Below are 20,596 nucleotides of genomic sequence, written 5' to 3' on the forward strand. Positions count from 1 at the left end.
CCGCTGGCGATGCGGCGGTTAAATAAGTTCCGTCTCTGATTTGAGGTCGCTAAACATGAGTGTGCAACAGACGGCAGGGCTCGAAGAACCGTCAGTTCCTGATTTGAATGAATCGAATGAATTGGACCTGGATGCGTTGGGTAACCAGGACCTGCTGACCTATATCAAATATACCGGTATGCAAGATGGTGACTTGCTCCGGCCGCGTTGGATAGGCGCCAGTATCAGCGGCGAGCCGTTCGACGATGTCGGGGCCGTACGTCAGGTGGGCCCGGATGATCTGGTGAGCGGTCATCCAGTCATTATCAAGAATGAAGATATTCGCGCCGCCGCAGGGGGGCTGGCGGTGTATTCCTATAGCGTCAACGAAGGGCCGGAATCACTGCGCAAGATCTGCTACCTGGGCCTGCGTCCAAAGCCCGCGGCGGAAACCCTGTCGGTGCTGCATGCCTTGCCCTCGCATGACCTGACCCTGCAGCCACGGGCGTTGCCCTCCAATGGGGTCATCACGCTGGTGGTCGCGCCTTACCAGGCCATGCAGGTCGGTGACAAGATCACCGTGAAGCTGGTGGGCTACGACGAAGATGGGGTCGAGGACGATGACTGGTCGACTGTGCTGACGGTGGACAAAGACCATTTCGACAAGAAGCCGCTGTCCGCCAACGTTCCCAAGAACTGGTTCAGTTTCCTCGAAGACGGATGTGTAGAAGGCCATTACCGCATTGCCCTGGCTGACGGTAGCAGCCTGGACTCGCCTGCGCAGCGCTGGAAGATCGACTCGAGCGCAACGCTCCCCGGCCTGCTCGATGCACCCGCCATCGAGGGCCACACCGAGGGCGAGCCGTTGGACCCGGCACGCTTTCGCAACGGTTTGACCCTTCGCGTGCCAGGTTATCCGGGGATGGCCGTGGCGGACCATGTCGTGCTGCATTGGCGTAGCCCGGCGGGTGACCTGATCCAGGCGGCGCGGGTTGACCTCAGCAGCGTGACGGCGGATTCGATGTATTTCCGAGTGCCTGCCGAAAACCTGGTGCACAACGCGGGCGCGAGCGTGCGCTTGACCTACCAGTATGGGCGCGAGGGCGCCAGTCTGGGCTCCAGGGAGCTGCTGATCAATGTGGCATTGATACGCACCTTGCTTGCCGCTGATGTCCGAAGTGCCATCCCGGAAAACGCGCCTGGCTCAGGCCGGATACCCGCTCTCGAGGCCCGAGGCGGAGTCTATGTGGTGGTGCCCCCAGACACCCTGGCCCCGGGCGAGCGAGCCGAGGTTCACTGGATGGGCCAGTCAGCGCTGGGCCAGTATGTCGCCAAGTCGCCGGTCAGCGAGGCCAACCCGCTGCGCTTCCTCATTCCGCAAGACTATGTACCGGCGAACTTTGGCCGCGGTGACCGGGACGAGTCCAGGCGTTTTCCGGTGTTCTACCGGTTGATCGGAGCTAACGGCCATGTCGACTCGCTGCCGTACAACCTTCGGATCACGCCGGTGCCCAGCGCCAACTACCCGCAGATCAACTGTACCCAGGCTGATGCGGGGGGGCTGTCACTGTCGAGGGTTCCTGCTGCGGGTGCCGACCTGACGTTGGGGACCTGGCTGTTCGGCAAAGAAGGCCAACTGCTGACGCTGGTAGCCAGCGGCCTGACGGCAACGGGCGAGGTCGAGGAGGTCATTCTCGACAGCGTTCCGGTCACGGCCGAGCAAGCCGAGAAAGGGGTACAGGCAAAGTTGCCCAGGGTATTCCTGCAAGGGCTGGTAATGGGCGAACGTTTCACACTTTCGCCACGACTCAGTTTTGACGGCGGGGACTATTACACGCCGTTTCGTAGTATCACATTAACGTTGAACCGCTAGTTCATACCATTCAATAACCCCGGTTGGCACGTTGTCAAGCTGCCTTCCAGGACACTGACTGATAGCAAACAATCCAAATCGACTCCAGGTTTATCTGGCGATTCATATCGCCTGCAATTCCATGCAATTCGCAGAATTGTTCATGACGACTCGATAGGTTAGGAGAAAGACCCTGATGGCTAAGCTTACATTCGCAAATTATTTAACTTACTTGAAACGTGAACCCCGCACCAAAGGCTGGGGTGCGCTGTTGGTGTATGACCGTTTCAAAACCAACATGCTGTTGGCGCAGGAACATATCGAACGCTTTGACAACAGCCGTTGGTTGAAACCGATCAGCGTGCGAGTGGAAACCGAAGGCGGCAGCTGGACCGATGTTTCCGAACTGACAATGGATAAGCCGAGCCTGTCCTTCGTCAATTCGAACATCAGCAGTTCGGCGGCCCGTTTGAGCATGTCTATGCAAGGTGGCAAACTCAAACAGTTGCGCAGAAAGACCGGCAGTGAGCAGATCGAACTGGTGGGGCTGTCGCGGCTCGACCCGCTGAGTGCACCGGCCGTGCGCATGAATATCAACCTCAACCAAAGTAACAACGGCACTATCACCGATCAGGGACGGGTGACCCTGGACCTCTCCGAGGGTTCGGGCTACACCTTCGAAGTGTCGAGCTGGAAAGACTTGAACGAAAAGGTCGGCGCCGCTATTCAGCGGAGCTTTGCCGCGCTACCGATCGAGGAGCGGGTGTGGGAGCTGAACACGCTGAAGCCGGTCGAGGGTGAGCTCAACCCCACCTCGTTTGCGGTACGCACCCATTCCTTGGCCAACGCCGGGCAATCTGTAGCCAGCACCGATCGGGCTGAGCAAGAAGAGGGCGCAGTGGTGATCGGTGTCGCCTTCAACGGCGCGAAGGGGGGCGATTTTCCAACCCGTGACCAGGACATGCCGTACTTGCTGCCCGAGCCTGCGCCGAACAGTGGTCATGCGCCGTACACCATGAACGTGCTCTTGAGCAATGCCAGCTGGACCCAGCAGGTACTGGTGAAGTTGCTCAGAAGTGTGCCTGGCTTTACCGAAACCGTGCCGACCTATGTGGTGGAGAATGGTTTCAATGTAGGGGTTGAGTTCGGCTCAGCCAATGTCGCGTTCCCGGCCGGCCGCGATGACTTCGATGGCGATAACTGGGTGACATGGCAGGCCTATGATGCCTTCGATCTGCAGCCGAGCCGTAGCGCGCTGAATTTCCGTGTGGAAGACAACAACATTGTTTTCTCGTGGCGCGCCGTGGCGGTCGGCACCTTCTCATCCCGATTCAAATATGCCGAGTCGTGGGTAGTGGCAGAGGGCCGAAAGGCTGAGTTTACCTTTACCTGCACCAAAAAGTTCGTATCGGAACTGCAGACCAGTGGTGCGCGCAAAGGCAGTGTCATTTTCAAGGGTGACGCGGTCACGTCCACTGTGGACGTCAAGCAGGTGGACGATACCAACTGGAATATCGGCCCCTTCCAGGATTACATTCGCCGTGATACTGCCCCCAAACTCCTGGCTCAGGTCGTCGAGAAGTTCGATACCTTTACCGCTGCCGTAGATGCCGCCGGGGTCTCGCTGGACGTCCTGCGCTTGAACAGCCTGCTGTTTCGCAGCGAGCAGGCTGCCGAGCCGGAGAGCCTCCAGGCCCCTGGTGACCTGTCACTGCTGGGCACCTTGGCACCCAAGCTCACCGCATTCGCCGTCGAACCGCTGAATGCCTCGCTCTCTGCGGGTACCAGCCAAACCTTCCAGCTGACGCCACGCCCTTCGGGTACGGTGACCTGGACTGTCGACCACCTGCCAGGGGAGACCGGCGACAAAGGCACGATCGTCAACGGTGTGTATAGCGCGCCGGCCAGCGAAACCATCACCGGTACGTCGAAGCGGGTCATCGTTACCGCCAAGGTCGGCGACCAGCTCAGCCGCGCGTTGGTGACCGTCGTTCCCCGCAGCGTGTCGGTCTTCCCCTTCCTGCTCAGTGGCCAATTCTCCAGCGAGCCGCCTGCGAAACCGTCCCGCTATGTCGTGACCGGCGGTAGCCTGGGCGCCCCGTTGACCTGGTCGATGGCACCCGGGGCCAAAGGCACCTTGCGCACGCCGGGCGCTGAAGACTCGGACCTGGACATCCCAGTGGACCAGGAGGTGCGGATCTATGTCGCGCCGACCAAACAACCAGGCGCTAGCGGCACGATCGACTCCCTGATGCAGCTGGATACGGTCAAGGTGAGTGCGGGTGCACAAACAGAGACCATGGATGTCGTCCTGCCCTGGATGCCCACCACCGCCGAACTCAAGGTCACTGCGCAACCGGGCAATACGCTCAAACTGGGCTTGTGGGGGCAGAGCTGGGGCGGCGGCTCGGTGGAGGTGCCACCTGAAAATACCCTGTGGTTCCTGGTCAAGGGTGAGGGCACCCTGGCTGAAACAGGGATCTACACGCCAGGTGCCGAGGGTGACTACATCATCGTTGCCGCGGTTGACAAGACTTCTCCGGCCCTTGTCTGGAGCTACACCATCTTGCCGATGCCATATGACCAGGCCTACACCGAATTGGTCGAGCATGTGCACGCGCACAGCACTCAAAGGAAGGGCTGATCATGACTGGCAACGCTAAACAAACCCTGCTCGATGAGCTGAAAAAGGGCGATGCCCTGCATGGTTGGGGCGCGATCCTCGCGCTGGGACGTAATCGCTTCAATCAGTTGCTTGAATCGCAATTCGTCGATGCGTTCGCGACCCAGGATTTCACCTTGCCGATCAGCGGCGAGTACTTCATGGAAAACCGCACCGAGAAGGTCGTCTTCGACAACCTCATGCTCGGCCCGCCTCAGCTGTCGTTCAAGCATGCCAGCGGGAAAACGGCGCAGGTCACGGTCAGCATGGAGCTGATCGCCGGTACCTGCTACGCGATCGGCCAGCATCCAGGCGCCCCCGACTGGCTGCGCCGCAGCCATCGCTTGCTGCAGGGCATGGGCTATCACTTGGAAATGCAGGCGGTGCTGCAGGTGGTCCCGCTGGAAGCGTCCGGCCAGAGCCAGTTGATCCTGGACCTGGGGGCTGCCACTGAGCCCACCTGCAACCTGGGGATGAGCGATATCGCCAGGCGCGCAATGGGTAACTTCATCCAGCAGCAACTCGGTGAGCAACGCCCCGAGTGGATACTGCCGGTGATGACCCTCGACATGCTCGGCTATGACGCAACCTCGGTGGCCGATTTCAATGTAGTCGCGCAGAAAGCACCGCAAGGCGCTGGCAGCGGCGCGTCACCGGCAGACGATGGTGCCGTGCTGCTGCTCCTGCAGTTGCGCGGTAGTGCCGCCGCAGGTGACGTCCCTTCGGCGCTGCCGTACCTGCTGCCGGCGAAGGATACCGGTGGCGGCAACTACAATGCCGCCCTGCTGGTCGACAGACTTCGTGCGCCGCTGTTGGGCCAGAAGGCCAGCAATACCCTGACGCGCATGCTGCTACCCCAGGCTTATCAGGTGCGCATGAGCGAAGAGCACCTGCCGCACGACATGATTCTGTTCGGTGACCTCGAGGCCACTGCGCAAAGCAGTGATCTGCAACCCGCCCTGAGCAGTGTCGCGGCCTCACGGCAGGTCAGTTACAAGCTGAACGGAGCACCCGCCAGCGCATGGTCGGCGCGCAACCTCGTCCATCCACGTGCGTGCGGCGCGATCAGTCAAGGCCGCTATACCGCATCTGCGCGCGAAGATTTCGTCAGCGATCAGCAAGTGGTGGTGGTCACCGCACACGTGGCCGATGCCGCGGACAGCAAGCCGCGTACGGCGTTGCTGGTCGAGTCCAGCGAGTCCCTGGCGATCTCGCCGAGGGTGGTGCTGTGGGGCAAGGGCGATGGCCCGGTCAGCCTGCGCGCGTCGCAGAGTGACGGCCTGCGCTGGGAGCTGGAGGGCGCAGCGCACGGCAGTCTGCAGCCCGACCCGGCAAACCTGGGTACGGCGCAGTTCGTGCCCAAGGATCAGACCGGTGCGGCGCAGGTCGTGCTGCAGCGGATCAAGGTCACCCGTGGCGCGGACAGCGGTTATGCGACCGTGGCGATTCTCAACTACACGCCAGTGTTGAACGTCGAACCCTTCCATGTGAGCACGATGCCCGCCAGCGGTGTTCAGACGTTCGCCCTGGCCGATTTCCCCGCTGATGACTGGGTACTGTTCGGTGCCGGCGAAATCGACCGAGCGACCGGTGAGTACACGGCGCCTGAGAGCGGCGCGGGCGAGGTCAGCGTGGTCGCCGGCATCGCCGGTATGCACGCCGGCTTTGCGGTGATTGAACACCAGCGTAACAGCCCGCAACAAATGGCCAGCCTGCGCGCGCGCTGGAAAACCCTGAACAGGTTCGAGGTTTCGCTCAATAACGTTAACCGTAACCGGGTGCTGGCCAATGGATTGCAGCAGGTGGGCATCGATATCCTGCTTGAAACCAACTCGTTCGAGGACGATGACGGTACGGCCTGGGACCCGGTCAGCGACCTGGAGCTGTCGACGTTGGTGATCCTGCATGAGGACGGCACTGAAGTCGATTACCTGCTGCCCGGGCGCGAAGGGCTTGACCCGGATAAACCCGGCGACGGCAAGCACTGGGCGGTGAGCAAGGTGCGCAATCGCTTCGACTACCTGCCAACCGCCAACCGCAGCGCCCAGGCCACGCCGGCACCGCAGCTGGCGCCGGCTGATGCCCGACGCATCGTCACGGTGTACGTGCATTGCCTGGAGGCAGAGGTTCGCAAGTTCAAGGCCAAGTTCCAGGATCATGCCAATGCCTGGCATTACTCCGAGCTCAAGGACGAAACCAAGGGCGTCGTCCAGCTCGAAGGGGTGGTGGTACCGCCACCGAACCTTGGCAACTACGTGATCGCGCCCAAGCGCGTGGCCCGTCGCATGGGCTTTGATCACGGCCAGCCACTGGATACCTTCAACTACTGGCACTACACCACCGATTACTGGGTGATCAGCGCAAGGGACACGCAATTCACCAGTGTCAGTTTCGATAAAGCGTCGATGATCCGCTGGGAAAGCGAACTGCTCAAGGAGTCGTATTGCACGTACACCGGCTACGCCTTCAAACCGCGCCGCTACCGGGGCGCAGTGCCGACATCGACAGGTATCGAATACCAGGCCGAATTGCAGCTGTTGGCGCAAGAACGGCAAGTGGCTTTCAAGGAACTCGACTATGGCTTCAAGGGCCAGGAAGACGTCGCTGAAGGCAGCCTGCTATTGACTCTGGATCGGGTACCGAACCTCGCCTACTGGTATGACACCGCAGGCACCAATTACCGCAAAGTCCTGGACACGCCGCTGTCGTTCACCCTGATCGACAACTTCGGCATTGCGCATCGGCTCAAGGTCACCTTCGGTGCCGGAGCAGACAGTCGCAACACCCTGACGCTGGACCTTCAGTAAGTGTGGGTCGCCCCTTCGCGGGGCGACTTTCCATCGCTATCAGAACGAAAACGATCCTATGACGACGCAAACCCTGATTCATTCCAACGCCTTCAACTTCCTCAGCTTCGTGCAGGGCAGTGTCGACCCGCGCACCGGGTTCTATTCCCTGGCCATCGCACTGCCCGAGCTGCCGGCCAACCACCTAAGTGGGCCCAACCTGCCACTGAGCCTGCGCTACAACCCATTGAACATTCAGGACAGCGGCTTCGGCGTCGGCTGGAGCCTCAACCTGACCCAGTTCGACGTCACCACCGGCATGCTCGGCCTGCACACCGGCGAAAGCTTCAAGGTGGCCGACAATGGGCCTGGCCAGACGGCAGTGATCCCTGAACGCAAGATCGACAGCTTTCACTTCGAGAATGTCAGCGAGGGTGCGCACAAGCGTGTGCGCATCGCCCACAAGTCCGGCCTGATCGAGGTGCTTGAACCGCAGGCACCGGATTACTCGGTGGCGCTGCCAGTGCGCGTACTGGCCGCCAGCGGCCACGGCATCAGCCTGAGCTACCGCGTGGTAAACGGCGCGCCTTGCCTCGAAACGATCACCGATGACACGCTGCTCGACGGCCGCCCGCGCACCCTGCTGGCGATCGATTACAGCGGCAATGCGCAGGTGAAGATCGACCTCAATCCCGGCACTGAAGCCTTTGCGCGCTACACCCTCGAACGTTCGGGTGATGAGCTGGGCAAGGTCGTGTTGCCGACCGCCGACCAGGCATGCTGGGCCTTCACCTATCGTCGGGTGGGTGAGCTGCGCTGCCTGACCGCCATGCAGACCCCGGTCGGTGCCCGCGAAGTGATCGAGTACAAGGATGACGGCCATGCCTTGCCCGGCGGCCAGGGGCGCACAGTGCCGTACGTGCGGCGCCATGTCATCAGCCCGGGCGCCGGGCAGCCGGACGTCGAGACGCACTACGCGTTCAGCAGCAACAACTTCCTCGGCAATGGCACCGGGGTGAGCTGGGATAACGATGGTCTGGACAACCTGTACAAGTTTACCGGCTCACGCTTCGTCTACAGCTCGACGGCCAGTCACTACCAGGACGGCGCCGCGCTGCGCACGATCACCCGCGAGTTCAACCGTTTCCACTTGCTCACCGCCCAGGTCACCACCCAGCAAGGCTGCATCGAAACGGCGACAACCACCTATCACGAGCTCAGCGATCTGCCGTTCGCCGACCAGCCTGAACATTTCCAGTTGCCCCAGACGGTGACCACCGAGTGGCGCTTGCAAGGCAACCCCCAGGCTCGCCGCAGTGAAGTGACCGCCACCGACTACGACACCCACGGCAACCTCATCCGCGAGGTCCAGGCCAATGGGATGCAAACCCACTACAGCTATTACCCGGCCACGCAAAGCCAGGGCTGCCCGCGCGATCCGGAAGGCTTTGTGCGCACGCTCAAGTCGCAGGTCCAGCTGCCGGCCGCCGACGGTGAGGGCCAGGCCGAGGCCCTGCGCCGCGATTACACCTACATCGCGCTGGCCGCCCTCGATGCTCAGGCCAAGGGCGAGCTGTTGCAGGGCAGCGAAGTGCTGGTGCGAGTGAGTGACGGCACGGTCCTCAGCCGCACCCAGGTCGAGTACGCGGCCGCGCTGGCCGATCCGCTGCTGCATGGCCGGCGCCTGAGCGAGATGCGCACCCTGGGCGGCAAGCGCACCCGTACCGACTACCGCTACGCCCAGCGCGTGGTCGACCGGCACCCGGTGGTGGAGACGGTGGCTACCCGGACGGGGTTCGATAAAACGCAAAAAGTCACCACCCTGCACCACTCGGTGCTGATCGGTGAGCCGCTGCTCAACTATGACGACAATCAGGTGCAGATTGCCTACGAGTACGACCCGCTCAGGCGTGTAGTGCGCGAAACCGTCTCGCCGAACGAGGAAGCATTCAAGGCCGCGCGCGCCTACAGCTACTACCTGTCGGCCACGGGCAACCAGGCGGTGCAGGTCATGACGGACGTCAAGGGCGTCACTACCTGGAGCTACGTCGACGGCCTCAACCGGGTGGTCCGGCAGATGCGCCAGGACCCTGACTACGCGACGACCCGGCTGGCCCAGGAAGCGCCGCGGCTGAGCTACAGTGCCCGCTACGATGCCCTCGGCAATCTGTGTGAAGAGATCGAGCACGAGTGGCTGGCGTTGGACGACCTGCCGCTGCGCACCCGCTTCGAATACGACGGTTGGGGCCAGCGCAGCTGTGTGATCGGCCCCGACGGCGTGCGCAACCACGAGCAGGTCGATCCGATCGGCACGCCAGAATCGAACGGGCCGATCCTCACCCAGTGGCGTGAGTCGGCGGATGGCCGTGTGCGCACTGGCAAGACCGTCATCTGGAACAATCTGTTCGACAAGCCGGTACGCGTCGAACGTCTGCGCTGTGACGATGCGCGCGAGAGCCTGCATCAGTACTTCTATGACGGCCTGGGCCGGACGGCGCGAGAAATCGACGGCCGTGGTGCGCAGACCGCCTTCGCCTACGACGAGTTCGACCGCCTGCACACGCATACCCTGGCCGATGGCGCGCAGGTGCTGCGCGAGTATGCCGAGCACAGCGATGAAGACCTGCCGGTGCTGATCAAGGTGCGGCATGCCGACGGTGCCACCCAGAGTGTGCTGGGTGAACAGGTGTTCGACGGCCTCGATCGCATGGTCGAGACCATCACCGGTGGCCGTCGGCGGGTGCTGCAGTACGCCGATGGCATGCGCCAGCCGGAGTCAGTGGTCACCCCCAGTGGCCAGGTCATCCGCTATGAGTACCTGCCGCAGTTGGGTGAGGAACCCTTGCAGCGGGCGGTGATTGGCTCCGGGGTCGAGGCGCGATACGACTACGACAAGCACAATGCGCGGCTGCTGTATTGCAAGGAGCAGGGCGAGGAGCTCTCGCGTACCTACTTCAGCACCGGCCAGGTGCGGTCGGAGGCGCGCGTGCAGGAGGGCACCCGCTACGAGATGGCTTATGTTCACAGCCTGGCCGGTCGCCTGTTGAGTTACACCGATGTGCTCGGGCAGGTCCAGTCCTATAGCTACAACCCGCTGGGCCAACTCGAGCAGACCAGCCTGGGCACGCTGACCAGCACCTTCAGCTATGACGCACTGGGCCGCAACACGTCGATCACCACCCAGACGCGTGACGCCGATGAGGCTGTTCGCAGCGTGCAGATCACCCTGGACTATGACGACTTCGAGCGTGAGACCGCTCGCCACTTTGATTTTGGCGATGCGCAGCAGGTATTGGCGCAGACCTACGATGCGGTCGATGCGATCGTCACCAAGACGCTCAGCGAGGGCGGACAACGGCTTCGCGAGGAGGCGTACACCTACGACGAGCGAGGCCGATTGACCCATTACGAGTGTGAGGGTGAAGACGCGTACGTGCCGGTGGACCCCTACGGCAAGAAAATCCAGATCCAGCGGTTCGATCTGGACGCCCTGGACAACATCACCCGCGTGCGCACGCGCTTCGAGGGGGGCACCATTGACGCCCGCTATCAGTTCGACAATGCGCTCGATCCTGCGCAGTTGACCGGTATCGAGGTCCGCGGGCTTGAGGAAACGCCGCGCCGGATCGTGCTCGACTATGACCTGGATGGCAACCTGGTGCTGGACGAAGAAGGGCGCGAGCTGCAGTACGATGCCTTGGGGCGCTTGCACAGCGTCAAGGACGAGGACCGTTCAACCATCGCCCTTTACGGCTACGACCCGTTGGATCGGCTGGCGATGCAACAAACGCTTTGAGTGACGGGCGCGGTGTGACCTGGCATGTGCAGGCACAGCGGCCCTTGGATTGCCTCGAATGAACAAAGGCCTGTGCATGCACAGGCCTTTTTTTTTGCTGTGGGCTGCGGCCGGGTGGTTACCGGCCAGCCGCTAACGACGCTGAATCACTGCACGCCCACCGGGCTGGAACGTTCGGCAGTGATGCCGCTGTAGTCATTGATCGTGGTGAAGCTGACCTGCAGGCCGTTGGTGACCGATACCTGCTTCAACGCATAGGTCTGGCGGGCCAATGGCAAGGCCATGTCGTGGGCGGTGATGGTTTCACGGACGCCGGCGCCGCTGATGACCAGCTGGTTGAAGGTGAAGTGGTAGGGCGAGGGATTGTCGACCACCAGGTGCGGTTTACCGTCGATCCGTTGTACCGACCAGACCAGGTCCTTGAGTCGATCTTCCGGGCGGCCTTTGAGGTGGCTGGGCCGGTAGAACAGCTTGATGCGCGTGCGCAGGGCGATGTTGAGGACGTTTTGCCCAGTGTCCGTCGCTTGCGGAATTTCCTGCAGGTTGAAATAGAACAGCGATTCACGGTCTTGCGGCAGGTCGTTGGGCAGGGCGTTGATCTGCACCGTCTGTTCATTGTCAGGGTCGATGCGGAACAGGCTGGGCGAGGCAATCAGGGGGACGGCAGTGGTCGCATCGTCGGCCTCGGTATTGACCCAGGCCTGTGCGGCGTACGACGTTTTCGAAGGGTTTGCGACAATCACCGAAGAGCTGCGCTTGGCGCTCTCATGGACGATTCGCGTGTGGCTTATGGTGAGTGCGGCATACGCGCTAGGCATGCTGGCGCTGAGCAGCAGCAGGCAGCTGCTCAGGGTAATCAGTGAGCGGGGCAAAGGCTGCATGATGTTTGACCGAGCGTAAAGAAATCGACTCCAGGTGCCAGCACCTGGAGTGCGTGTTAAGGCAGGCTCACCAGGAACGAAACTTCCGCTTCGGCCAGGCCTTCGCCAACCCTGGCGGCGTAGGACTCATACGCCGCATAGAACATCAAGTCGGTAGGCTGCGACTGGTACAGGTCGTAATCGGGAGATGCCACAGTGGGGTTGAGTTTGGTGCGGGTCCGGTCCTTGATCGTGATGCCCAGTCCCGTGGCGCCGCCACCGCGAATGCCGTACAGGTTGGTGCCGACCACGCCGTGCAATGGCGTGAAGGTCACCTTGGTTTTGGTACTGGGAGGGATGACGCACGAGGTGGTCGGCGTCACGCGCAAGGCAAATGCCACTTCTGGGGTGGCAGTGCCGCTCGCGCCAAAGTAGCCGGTGGTGAAGTTACCCATCGATACACGGGGGATGACGCTGCCGCCCGGGTTGACCACCTCGATGGGGCAGGTGCCACCGCCGTAAACGGTACCGTAAAAGTTGATCTGGCCGGTTTCGGGTGCTGCGAACACGGTGCTGCTCGCCATTCCCAGGGCAAGCATGAGTAACGTCTTTTTCATGGGTAGTTCCTTGAATCTGTTCGTGGTGTGGCAGGCCCAGCAGGCTCGCTGATGGAGCGGCGCTAGGTGGATGTGAGCGACGAGCAGATTAAAGGGGACGCGACAGGCAGGATGTAGGGCTAATTAACCCGCGCCTGTGGATTATCAGATGGGGGCGCCGCAAGGGGCGCAGAGGCGGGGCACACGTCAGCCTGACGCGCCGCCCCGAATATGGCAGACCGCAGTGTTCAGTGCGCGGATCCTCGATTGGACAGCATCAACATTTCTTTGTGTTGATGCCAATCGAACGCTTCGCCTTGCTGTTCGGCGTCGTAGCGCATTTCTTCCAGTTGCTGGTACAGCTCGAGCTCGTCGTCCGGCATGAAGTGCAGGCAGTCGCCACCGAAGAACCACAGCAGGTCACGGGGCACCAGGTGGGCGATCTGCGGATAGCGCTGGATGACCTGACAGATCAGGTCCTGGCCGAGGTATTGGCTTTCCAGTGGATCGGTCGGCAGACGCTCCAGCAGTTCGTCGAAACGCTCGAGGAACAACGCGTGGCTTTCTTCGGGAACCTGTTCGGCTTCGCCGAGCGCCACCAGGATGGTACGCAGGTGCTGCAGAAGCTGCAGGTGGTGTGCCAGATAGGAGTGGGCCATGTTAACAACTCGAGTACGTAGAAAATGCGCAATTATACGCTCAGGGCCGACCTCCTGTCCCGAATGGGCGCCAACGGCTATCGCCCCGTCTCAATGTGGGTGGGCGGCAGACAGGGTGTTCTGCCAATGAGTGGGTTGTCTACTGCAAGGGCTGTCAGTTGGCGGGGTGGTGACGCAATGTTGGTATGGGCGACCTGAAGAACAAGGAGTTTTGCCATGCCTGATACTACGCCACGCCGCGCGCAACCCACGACACCCGACAGTTCCGTGAAAACGCTGTCTGTCGACCCGCCAACGCTGCTTATCGGTGTCTTTGACCAGCAGGTCGTCAACGCGTCCTGGTCGGCTTATGCTCAGCGTGATGCGCAGCGCATCAGTGAGCAGATACCGTACGACCGGATTGTCGAGGGTAATGTGTGGCGGGTGGGCACCCTCGCTGTGGGTGTTCCACGCGTGCACTACGGCGATCATTCCATCAGCCTGACCCTGCCCGTTGCAAAGGACTCGCAGTTTACCTTTCGCGCGGAATTGGGGCGTGCCGTGCGACGCGTTCATGAAATCCTGGAAGTCTTGCCGGGTGCGGACACGACATTCACCGTCAAGGTACCGCTGGCCAATGGCTACTTGCGTTACAAGACGCTCGAGGGGCGGGTCGTTCGGCTGCAGTGGTCGGGTCAGGCGACGTTCGAAAACTCGGGCGGTGATTACAATTGGGCAGCGCTGAGCGAGTTTTATAAAACAGCGGCTCGGGTCAACTTGTATGAGGTACTTCCGCCAGTCAGTCCGCTGCTGCACGACATCAAAGGCAGTTACACGATACGCGACGACAGTATGGACCTGGTGTTGTCTTCGTTATCGGGAGAACATGCCGCGGTTGATGCAACGCCAGCGCCTGCGCCTGCACGTGCAGGGGATGCGGGCGTTTTATCGTTCCTCAGCATTCTTTTCCCCGAGGTATTAACCGGGCTGCCACCTGTTGATAGGGCCTGGCTTGCCAACTTCTGCACGCCGCCGGCTTCCCTGCGATTCACCGCCGGGCAATTGATACCTGAACTGTTGATGTATTGGGCCATGTATGACGTCAGCAGCGTGGCGGGCCCAGACCACAGTCAGGCACTCGCTGCACCACCGCTGTCCATTACGCCTCGGCTTCGGTTGGTTGGCGCAGGTGATGCAAAACAGGCCCTGAGCTTGCCCCCTGGCGCGCCGAGCGTGCAGTGGAGCTTTGAGGGTCGAGCTCTCGGCCGCTTGGTAAACGAACAGGGGCAGATGTTCTATTACCCGCCCAATGCACCCTCGCCGGCCTTCGTGCTCGAGGCCAATAATAAGACCAGGCATCCTGTAGCGCGCCGATCCGACGCAGGTACGCTGATCAGCGCGGATGTCATCAAGGCAACAGCGGGCGGTCAAAGTGCAACGTCCACCTTCGTTGCGTTGCACACCACAGAGTCCCATTACATCAAGGCGCAGTTGGCCAACAACAAGGTCAAGCTGAAGGTGTTTTATGAGACTTGGGGGGGTGTGGTCGAGGTGCCTGATGCCCAGGTCCGATGGACCGTCATCAGTGGTAATGGCAGCATGTCTACAGCGGGGGTGTTTACGCCACATCCGAGCGACCCGTCCCCCTTCACTGTGCTATTGGCAGAAGATACTCAGGATCAGGCGCAGTTCCACTATTGGGCGTCGATTGTCCTGCCTGTACCGACGCTGGACGCCGCTCGCTTCGTTGAACTGACCAACGGTTGAGGCGCCTGTAGCGCCAGCCCGGGACCGAACGCCGGTCCCGGGCTGGCGCGCCGTCAGCGAATCTGGCCCTCGGTCAGCGACAGCTGCTCGGGTTCGAACGCGTCCACATCGATCACCTGTCGACGGGCCTGTTGCGCTTCGAGCAGGCGTTGCCCGTCCTGCGGCTGCAGTACGCCTGCGTTCACCGCCGCATCGATGGCCGACTCGCCGGGCGCGGGTCGCACGGTGCCGTCCTTGAGGGCCTGGTGCAGCGTTCGTTGCAGCGGGGCGACCTCATCGAGAAGGTCGCTGGCGCGCTGCAGTGCACCCACCGGGTCGTCGGCGGCATTGGGCCGATAGCAGCCCGCCAGCAGTTCCTCGAGCGCCGGGTCGCCTTTGCCGCGACCGATCAGTTCGGCGACCTGCGCATCCAGTTCGTCACTCGGTCCGGTATGGCAGCGGCCGGTGGGGAATACCAGCACCCGCAGGGCGCAGCCGATGAAGCGGTTGGGGAAGTTGTCCAGCAGGCGATCCAGGGCTTTTTCCGCCTGGCCGAGGCTTTCTTCCATGGCCCAGCGCAGCAGCGGTTGCATGTGCTCGGGCGAACCCAGGTCGTGGTAGCGCTTGAGCGCCGCCGAGGACAGGTAGAGGTAGCTGAGCACGTCACCCAAGCGGGCACTGAGCCGCTCGCGGCGCTTGAGCGCGCCGCCGAGCAGCATCATCGACAGATCGGCGAGCAGCGCAAAGGCTGCTGCTTGGCGGTTCAAGGCGCGGAAGTAGCCCTGGCTCAAGGCGTCACCCGGTGCCCGCTCGAAGCGCCCCAGGCCAATGCCCAGGACAAAGGTGCTGGCCGCGTTGCTGACGGCGAACGAGATGTGCTTGAGCAGCAGATCATCGAACGTACTCAGCCCCTGCTCACGGTCTTCGTGCCCGGCCGCAGCCATTTCCTTGAGCACGAACGGATGGCAGCGGATGGCGCCTTGGCCGAAGATCATCAAGTTACGCGAAAGAATGTTGGCGCCTTCGACGGTGATGAAGATCGGCGCGCCTTGCCAGTTACGGCCCAGGTAGTTGTTCGGGCCCATGATGATACCCTTGCCGCCGTGCACGTCCATGGCGTGCTGAATGCACTCGCGGCCGCGCTCGGTCAGGTGGTACTTGAGAATCGCCGACAGCACCGAGGGCTTCTCGCCCAGGTCGACCGCCTTGGCGGTGAGCAGGCGCGCGCTGTCCATCAGCCAGGCATTGCCGCCGATGCGCGCCAGCGATTCCTGGATGCCTTCAAAGGCGGCCAGGGGTACGTTGAACTGCTCGCGGATGTTGGCGTACTGGCCGGTGACCAGGCTGGTGTACTTGGCGGCGCCGGTGCCGACCGCTGGCAGGGAGATCGAGCGGCCGACCGACAGGCAGTTCATCAGCATCATCCAGCCTTTGCCGAGCATGGATTGGCCGCCGATGAGGAAGTCCAGCGGGATGAACACGTCCTTGCCGCTGTTCGGCCCGTTCATGAACGCTGCCCCCAGCGGCAGGTGGCGCTGGCCGATTTCCACGCCGGGGGTGTCGGTGGGGATCAGCGCCAGGCTGATACCCAGTTCCTCTTCCTCGCCCAGCAGGTGCTCGGGGTCGTAGGCCTTGAAGGCCAGGCCGAGCAGGGTGGCGACCGGGCCGAGGGTGATGTAGCGCTTTTCCCAGTTCAGGCGCAGGCCGAGGACTTCCTCGCCTTGCCACTGGCCTTTGCAGATGATACCGGTGTCAGGCATGGCGCCGGCATCGGAGCCGGCCAGCGGGCCGGTGAGGGCGAAGCACGGGATATCGTCACCCCGCGCCAGGCGTGGCAGGTAATGGTTACGTTGCTCATCGGTGCCGTAGTGCAGCAGCAGTTCGGCCGGGCCGAGCGAATTGGGCACCATCACGGTCGAGGCGAGGTCACCGCTGCGGGTGGCCAGTTTCATCGCGACCTGGGAGTGGGCGTAGGCGCTGAAGCCCTTGCCGCCATATTCCTTGGGGATGATCAGGGCGAAGAAACCGTGTTGTTTGATGTATGCCCAGGCTTCGGGGGGCAGGTCCAGGTCCTGGCCGATCTGCCAATCACTGACCATCGCGCAGAGCTCGTCGGCGGGGCCATCGATGAACGCTTGCTCTTCTTCGGTGAGTTTCGGCGCGGGGTAGTCGAGCAGGGTATGCCAGTCAGGACGGCCGCTGAACAGCTGGCCATCCCACCAGACGGTGCCGGCCTCGATCGCCTCGCGCTCGGTTTGCGACATCGGCGGCAGGGTGCGCTGGAACCACTTGAACACCGGCCCGGTAAAGATCTTGCGGCGCCAATCGTGGAGCACCAGCAGGGCGGTCTTCGCCGCCAGCACTAGCCAGATGAGCGCCAGCAGCCAGCCGGGTGCCTTGCTGAAAATGCCCATCAGCAGGGTATAGGCGGCAACGATGGCGAGAATCTGCAACGGTGGCAGACGCCGGTGGGTGAGGTACGCCGTGCCGATCACCAGGACCAGCAACCACAACAGCAACATAATCCTTCCTCCTTGGAAGTTGGGCTTGAGCCGACCCCAGCAGCATAGACGGCCTCGTCTGTTCAGTGACCGGTCGTGGCGCCAAGAGTTCGCCGGGTGTTGTCAGGGCATGTTTCCTGGGTGTCCGCTGGAGTAGACTCCAGGTTCTGCATTCATAAGGACGTCGTCATGCTGAAGATCTGGGGTCGCAAGAACTCGAGCAACGTGCGCAAGGTATTGTGGGCTGCCCACGAACTCGGCCTGGATTTCGAAGCGATCGATGCCGGCGGCGCTTTTGGTCTGGTCAATGAGCCGCACTACCGTGCGCGCAACCCCAATGGCCTGGTGCCGATGGTCGAAGACAACGATCTGACCCTGTGGGAATCCAACACCATCGTGCGCTACCTCTGCGCGCAGTACGGCCGCGAGCAGGGCTGGTATCTGGATGATCCACGCCAGCGCGCCCTGGCGGACAAATGGATGGACTGGACCACTTCTTCCTTGGCCACGCCGTTCCGGCCGCTGTTCTGGGGCATCCTGCGCACGCCCGAGGAGCAACGCGACTGGGTGGCGATCAACGCCGCGCTAAAGACCTGTGGCAACCTGCTGACGATTGCCGATGAGACCTTGGCCAGGCAACCGTACTTGTCCGGCGAGCAGATCGGCATGGGTGACATTCCCCTGGGCTGTTTCGCCTACGCGTGGTTCGAGATGCCCATCGAGCGCCCTGATTTGCCCCATTTGCAGGCCTGGTATGAGCGCCTCAAGGCGCGGCCGGCCTATCAAGCGGCGGTAATGACCGCGCTGACCTGATCGAACACCTGTGCGCTTTCGATAGTCACTATCAATGCACATGACTGTACTTGTGTGGCCCTGGCTTGCACCATGGGCCGCACTCACTGCGCCAGTGACCTTATCTGGCGTGTCCTGAACCTCCTAGAATGGTACGTGACCCGCTATGAGTTCTGCTCTGTCCATCCGACAGCTGACCAAAACCTACGGCAACGGCTTCCAGGCCCTCAAGGGTATTGATCTGGATGTCGCCGAAGGTGACTTCTTCGCCTTGCTCGGCCCCAACGGCGCCGGCAAATCCACCACCATCGGCATTCTCTCGACCTTGGTCAACAAGACCAGCGGCAGCGTCAATGTCTTTGGCCATGACCTCGACCGCGAGCCTGCCGCGCTGAAGCGTTGCCTGGGCGTGGTGCCGCAGGAATTCAACTTCAACCAGTTTGAAAAGACGTTCGATATCGTCGTCACCCAGGCTGGCTACTACGGCATCCCGCCCAAGCTGGCCAAGGAACGCGCCGAGCAGTACCTGACCCAGTTGGGCCTGTGGGACAAGCGCGACGTGCCATCACGCTCATTGTCTGGCGGCATGAAGCGTCGGCTGATGATCGCCCGTGCACTGATTCACGAGCCGCGCCTGTTGATCCTCGACGAGCCAACCGCGGGCGTCGATATCGAGCTGCGTCGGTCGATGTGGAGCTTTCTCACCGAGCTCAACGAGAAAGGCATCACCATCATTCTGACCACGCATTATCTGGAAGAGGCCGAACAGCTGTGCCGCAACATCGGCATCATCGACCACGGCACCATTGTCGAAAACACCAGCATGCGCAAACTGCTCGGCACGCTGCATGTCGAGACTTTTGTTCTGGACTTGAAGCAGGACCTGACCACGGTGCCAGCCCTGCACGGCTACCCGTGCCGGCTGATCACCCCGCATACGCTGGAAGTGCAGGTCGACAAGGATATCGGCATCACCGCGCTGTTCGGCCAGCTGGCCTTGCAGAACATCGAGGTGCAGAGCCTGCGCAACAAGACCAACCGGCTTGAGGAGTTGTTCGTGTCACTGGTAGAGAAAAACCTGTCGAAGGTGGCCGTATGAGTGTGGAACTGCGCACCAACTGGGTCGCCCTGAATACCATCGTCTACCGCGAAGTGCGTCGCTTCCTGCGCATCTGGCCGCAGACGCTGCTGCCGCCGGCCATCACCATGGTGTTGTACTTCGTCATCTTCGGTAACCTGATCGGTCGGCAGATTGGCGACATGGGTGGCTTCACCTACATGGAGTACATCGTGCCTGGGCTGATCATGATGTCGGTGATCACCAACTCCTATGGCAACGTGGTCTCGAGCTTCTTCGGCAGCAAGTTCCAACGCTCGATCGAGGAGCTGATGGTGTCGCCGGTGTCGCCGCACACCATTCTCGTCGGCTATGTGCTCGGCGGCGTGCTGCGTGGGTTGGCGGTAGGGGTGATCGTGACCATCCTGTCGATGTTCTTCACCCACCTGCAGGTGCATCACCTGGGCGTGACCGTGGTGGTAGTGCTGTTGACCGCAACCATCTTCTCGCTGCTGGGCTTCGTCAACGCAGTGTTTGCGCGCAACTTCGATGATATTTCGATCATCCCGACCTTCGTGCTGACCCCGCTGACCTACCTGGGCGGGGTGTTCTACTCGATCAGCCTGCTGCCGCCGTTCTGGCAGGTGGTGTCGCTGGCGAACCCGGTGCTGCACATGGTCAACTCGTTCCGCTACGGCATCCTAGGGGTTTCGGATATCAGTATCGGTACTGCGATCACCTTCATGCTGGTGGCCACGGCTGTGCTGTATGCCCTGTGCATTCGCCTGCTGGTCAGCGGCCGCGGCATGCGTGCATGACGTACGTTGCTTGCGGCGGCGCCACTGGCGGCCGACCCACCAGCGCCAGTAGCTCATGGTGATGAAGTAGGCGGCGATGCCCAGCACCACGCCGCACACCACTGAGCCGAGCAAAAATGGCTGCCACACGGTAGCCAGCTGGTCGGTGATCCACTCGAAGGTGAGGTCGTCGGGCAGGCTGCGTGGTGGCGTCTGCAACAGCCAGGCGCCGGTCATGTAGGTGACGAAGAACACCGGCGGCATGGTCAGCGGGTTCGTCAGCCAGACCAGGCTGACCGCGATCGGCAGGTTGCCCCGCAGCGGGATCGCCAGGCTGGCGGCCAGCAGCATCTGCATCGGCATCGGGATCAATGCGGCAAACAGGCCCACGCCCATGGCCCGTGCCACTGAATGGCGGTTCAGGTGCCAGAGGTTGGGGTCGTGCAGCAGCTTGCCGAAAAAGCGTAAGGACTTGTGTTCCCGAATGCTGGTCGGATCCGGCATGTACCGTTTGAACAGGCGGCGCGGCATGGG

13 protein-coding genes are annotated in these 20,596 nt (G+C 61.9%); 8 read left to right on the plus strand and 5 right to left on the minus strand.

What is annotated here, in order from left to right:
* Positions 1–55 precede the first annotated feature (55 nt).
* The 4 genes from ACIOAU_RS12020 to ACIOAU_RS12035 all read left to right on the plus strand — a co-directional run bounded on the left by ACIOAU_RS12020 (position 56) and on the right by ACIOAU_RS12035 (position 11,075).
* Positions 56–1,852 (plus strand): hypothetical protein, encoded by a 1,797-nt coding sequence (locus ACIOAU_RS12020; protein WP_401182163.1) that lies wholly within the window; start codon positions 56–58, stop codon positions 1,850–1,852.
* Between the two features lie 211 nt (positions 1,853–2,063).
* Positions 2,064–4,475, plus strand: coding sequence for a hypothetical protein (locus ACIOAU_RS12025; RefSeq protein ID WP_401182166.1), 2,412 nt, complete (start codon positions 2,064–2,066; stop codon positions 4,473–4,475).
* Positions 4,476–4,477: 2 nt separating this feature from the next.
* Complete coding sequence (locus ACIOAU_RS12030; protein WP_401182169.1) at positions 4,478–7,300, plus strand: hypothetical protein; 2,823 nt, start codon at positions 4,478–4,480, stop codon at positions 7,298–7,300.
* Between the two features lie 58 nt (positions 7,301–7,358).
* Positions 7,359–11,075 (plus strand): RHS repeat domain-containing protein, encoded by a 3,717-nt coding sequence (locus ACIOAU_RS12035; protein WP_401182172.1) that lies wholly within the window; start codon positions 7,359–7,361, stop codon positions 11,073–11,075.
* 146 nt (positions 11,076–11,221) lie between these two features.
* Here ACIOAU_RS12035 and ACIOAU_RS12040 read toward each other — a convergent pair whose 3' ends face one another.
* From ACIOAU_RS12040 to ACIOAU_RS12050, 3 genes are all read right to left on the minus strand, one after another.
* Positions 11,222–11,956, minus strand: a complete 735-nt coding sequence (locus tag ACIOAU_RS12040; protein ID WP_101321525.1) for a molecular chaperone — start codon at positions 11,954–11,956, stop codon at positions 11,222–11,224.
* A 56-nt stretch (positions 11,957–12,012) separates the two neighbouring features.
* Complete coding sequence (locus ACIOAU_RS12045; RefSeq protein ID WP_401182176.1) at positions 12,013–12,552, minus strand: fimbrial protein; 540 nt, start codon at positions 12,550–12,552, stop codon at positions 12,013–12,015.
* 227 nt (positions 12,553–12,779) lie between these two features.
* Entirely contained in the window at positions 12,780–13,190 is a 411-nt protein-coding gene (locus ACIOAU_RS12050) for a PA2817 family protein (RefSeq protein ID WP_101321521.1), read from the minus strand.
* A gap of 216 nt (positions 13,191–13,406) precedes the next feature.
* Between ACIOAU_RS12050 and ACIOAU_RS12055 the strand changes: the two genes are divergently transcribed.
* Positions 13,407–14,936 carry a hypothetical protein gene (locus tag ACIOAU_RS12055; protein WP_401182180.1) on the plus strand — a complete coding sequence of 510 codons (1,530 nt, stop codon included), beginning with the start codon at positions 13,407–13,409 and terminating at the stop codon, positions 14,934–14,936.
* Between the two features lie 53 nt (positions 14,937–14,989).
* Here the strand turns inward: ACIOAU_RS12055 and ACIOAU_RS12060 are convergent, their stop codons facing one another.
* A complete protein-coding gene (locus tag ACIOAU_RS12060; RefSeq protein WP_401182183.1) occupies positions 14,990–17,437 on the minus strand; it encodes an acyl-CoA dehydrogenase in 2,448 nt (815 codons plus the stop codon).
* A gap of 168 nt (positions 17,438–17,605) precedes the next feature.
* Between ACIOAU_RS12060 and ACIOAU_RS12065 the strand changes: the two genes are divergently transcribed.
* The 3 genes from ACIOAU_RS12065 (at position 17,606) to ACIOAU_RS12075 (ending at position 20,083) form a co-directional block, all read left to right on the plus strand.
* The gene (locus tag ACIOAU_RS12065) at positions 17,606–18,229 is read left to right on the plus strand and encodes a glutathione S-transferase (protein WP_150573112.1); all 624 of its coding nucleotides are present in this window, start codon (positions 17,606–17,608) and stop codon (positions 18,227–18,229) included.
* 145 nt (positions 18,230–18,374) lie between these two features.
* Positions 18,375–19,307 (plus strand): ABC transporter ATP-binding protein, encoded by a 933-nt coding sequence (locus ACIOAU_RS12070; RefSeq protein WP_150570138.1) that lies wholly within the window; start codon positions 18,375–18,377, stop codon positions 19,305–19,307.
* Complete coding sequence (locus tag ACIOAU_RS12075) at positions 19,304–20,083, plus strand: ABC transporter permease (protein WP_103438136.1); 780 nt, start codon at positions 19,304–19,306, stop codon at positions 20,081–20,083. The genes ACIOAU_RS12070 and ACIOAU_RS12075 overlap by 4 nt, the downstream gene beginning before the upstream one ends.
* Here ACIOAU_RS12075 and ACIOAU_RS12080 read toward each other — a convergent pair.
* Positions 19,967–20,593 carry a DUF2062 domain-containing protein gene (locus ACIOAU_RS12080; RefSeq protein ID WP_150570139.1) on the minus strand — a complete coding sequence of 209 codons (627 nt, stop codon included), beginning with the start codon at positions 20,591–20,593 and terminating at the stop codon, positions 19,967–19,969. The two genes, ACIOAU_RS12075 and ACIOAU_RS12080, sit on opposite strands and share 117 nt — an antisense overlap.
* Positions 20,594–20,596: the final 3 nt, after the last annotated feature.

Origin of the sequence: Pseudomonas sp. NPDC088322 (assembly GCF_044740745.1) — a bacterium.
In the GTDB taxonomy this organism is placed as follows: Bacteria; Pseudomonadota; Gammaproteobacteria; order Pseudomonadales; family Pseudomonadaceae; genus Aquipseudomonas; species Aquipseudomonas shirazensis.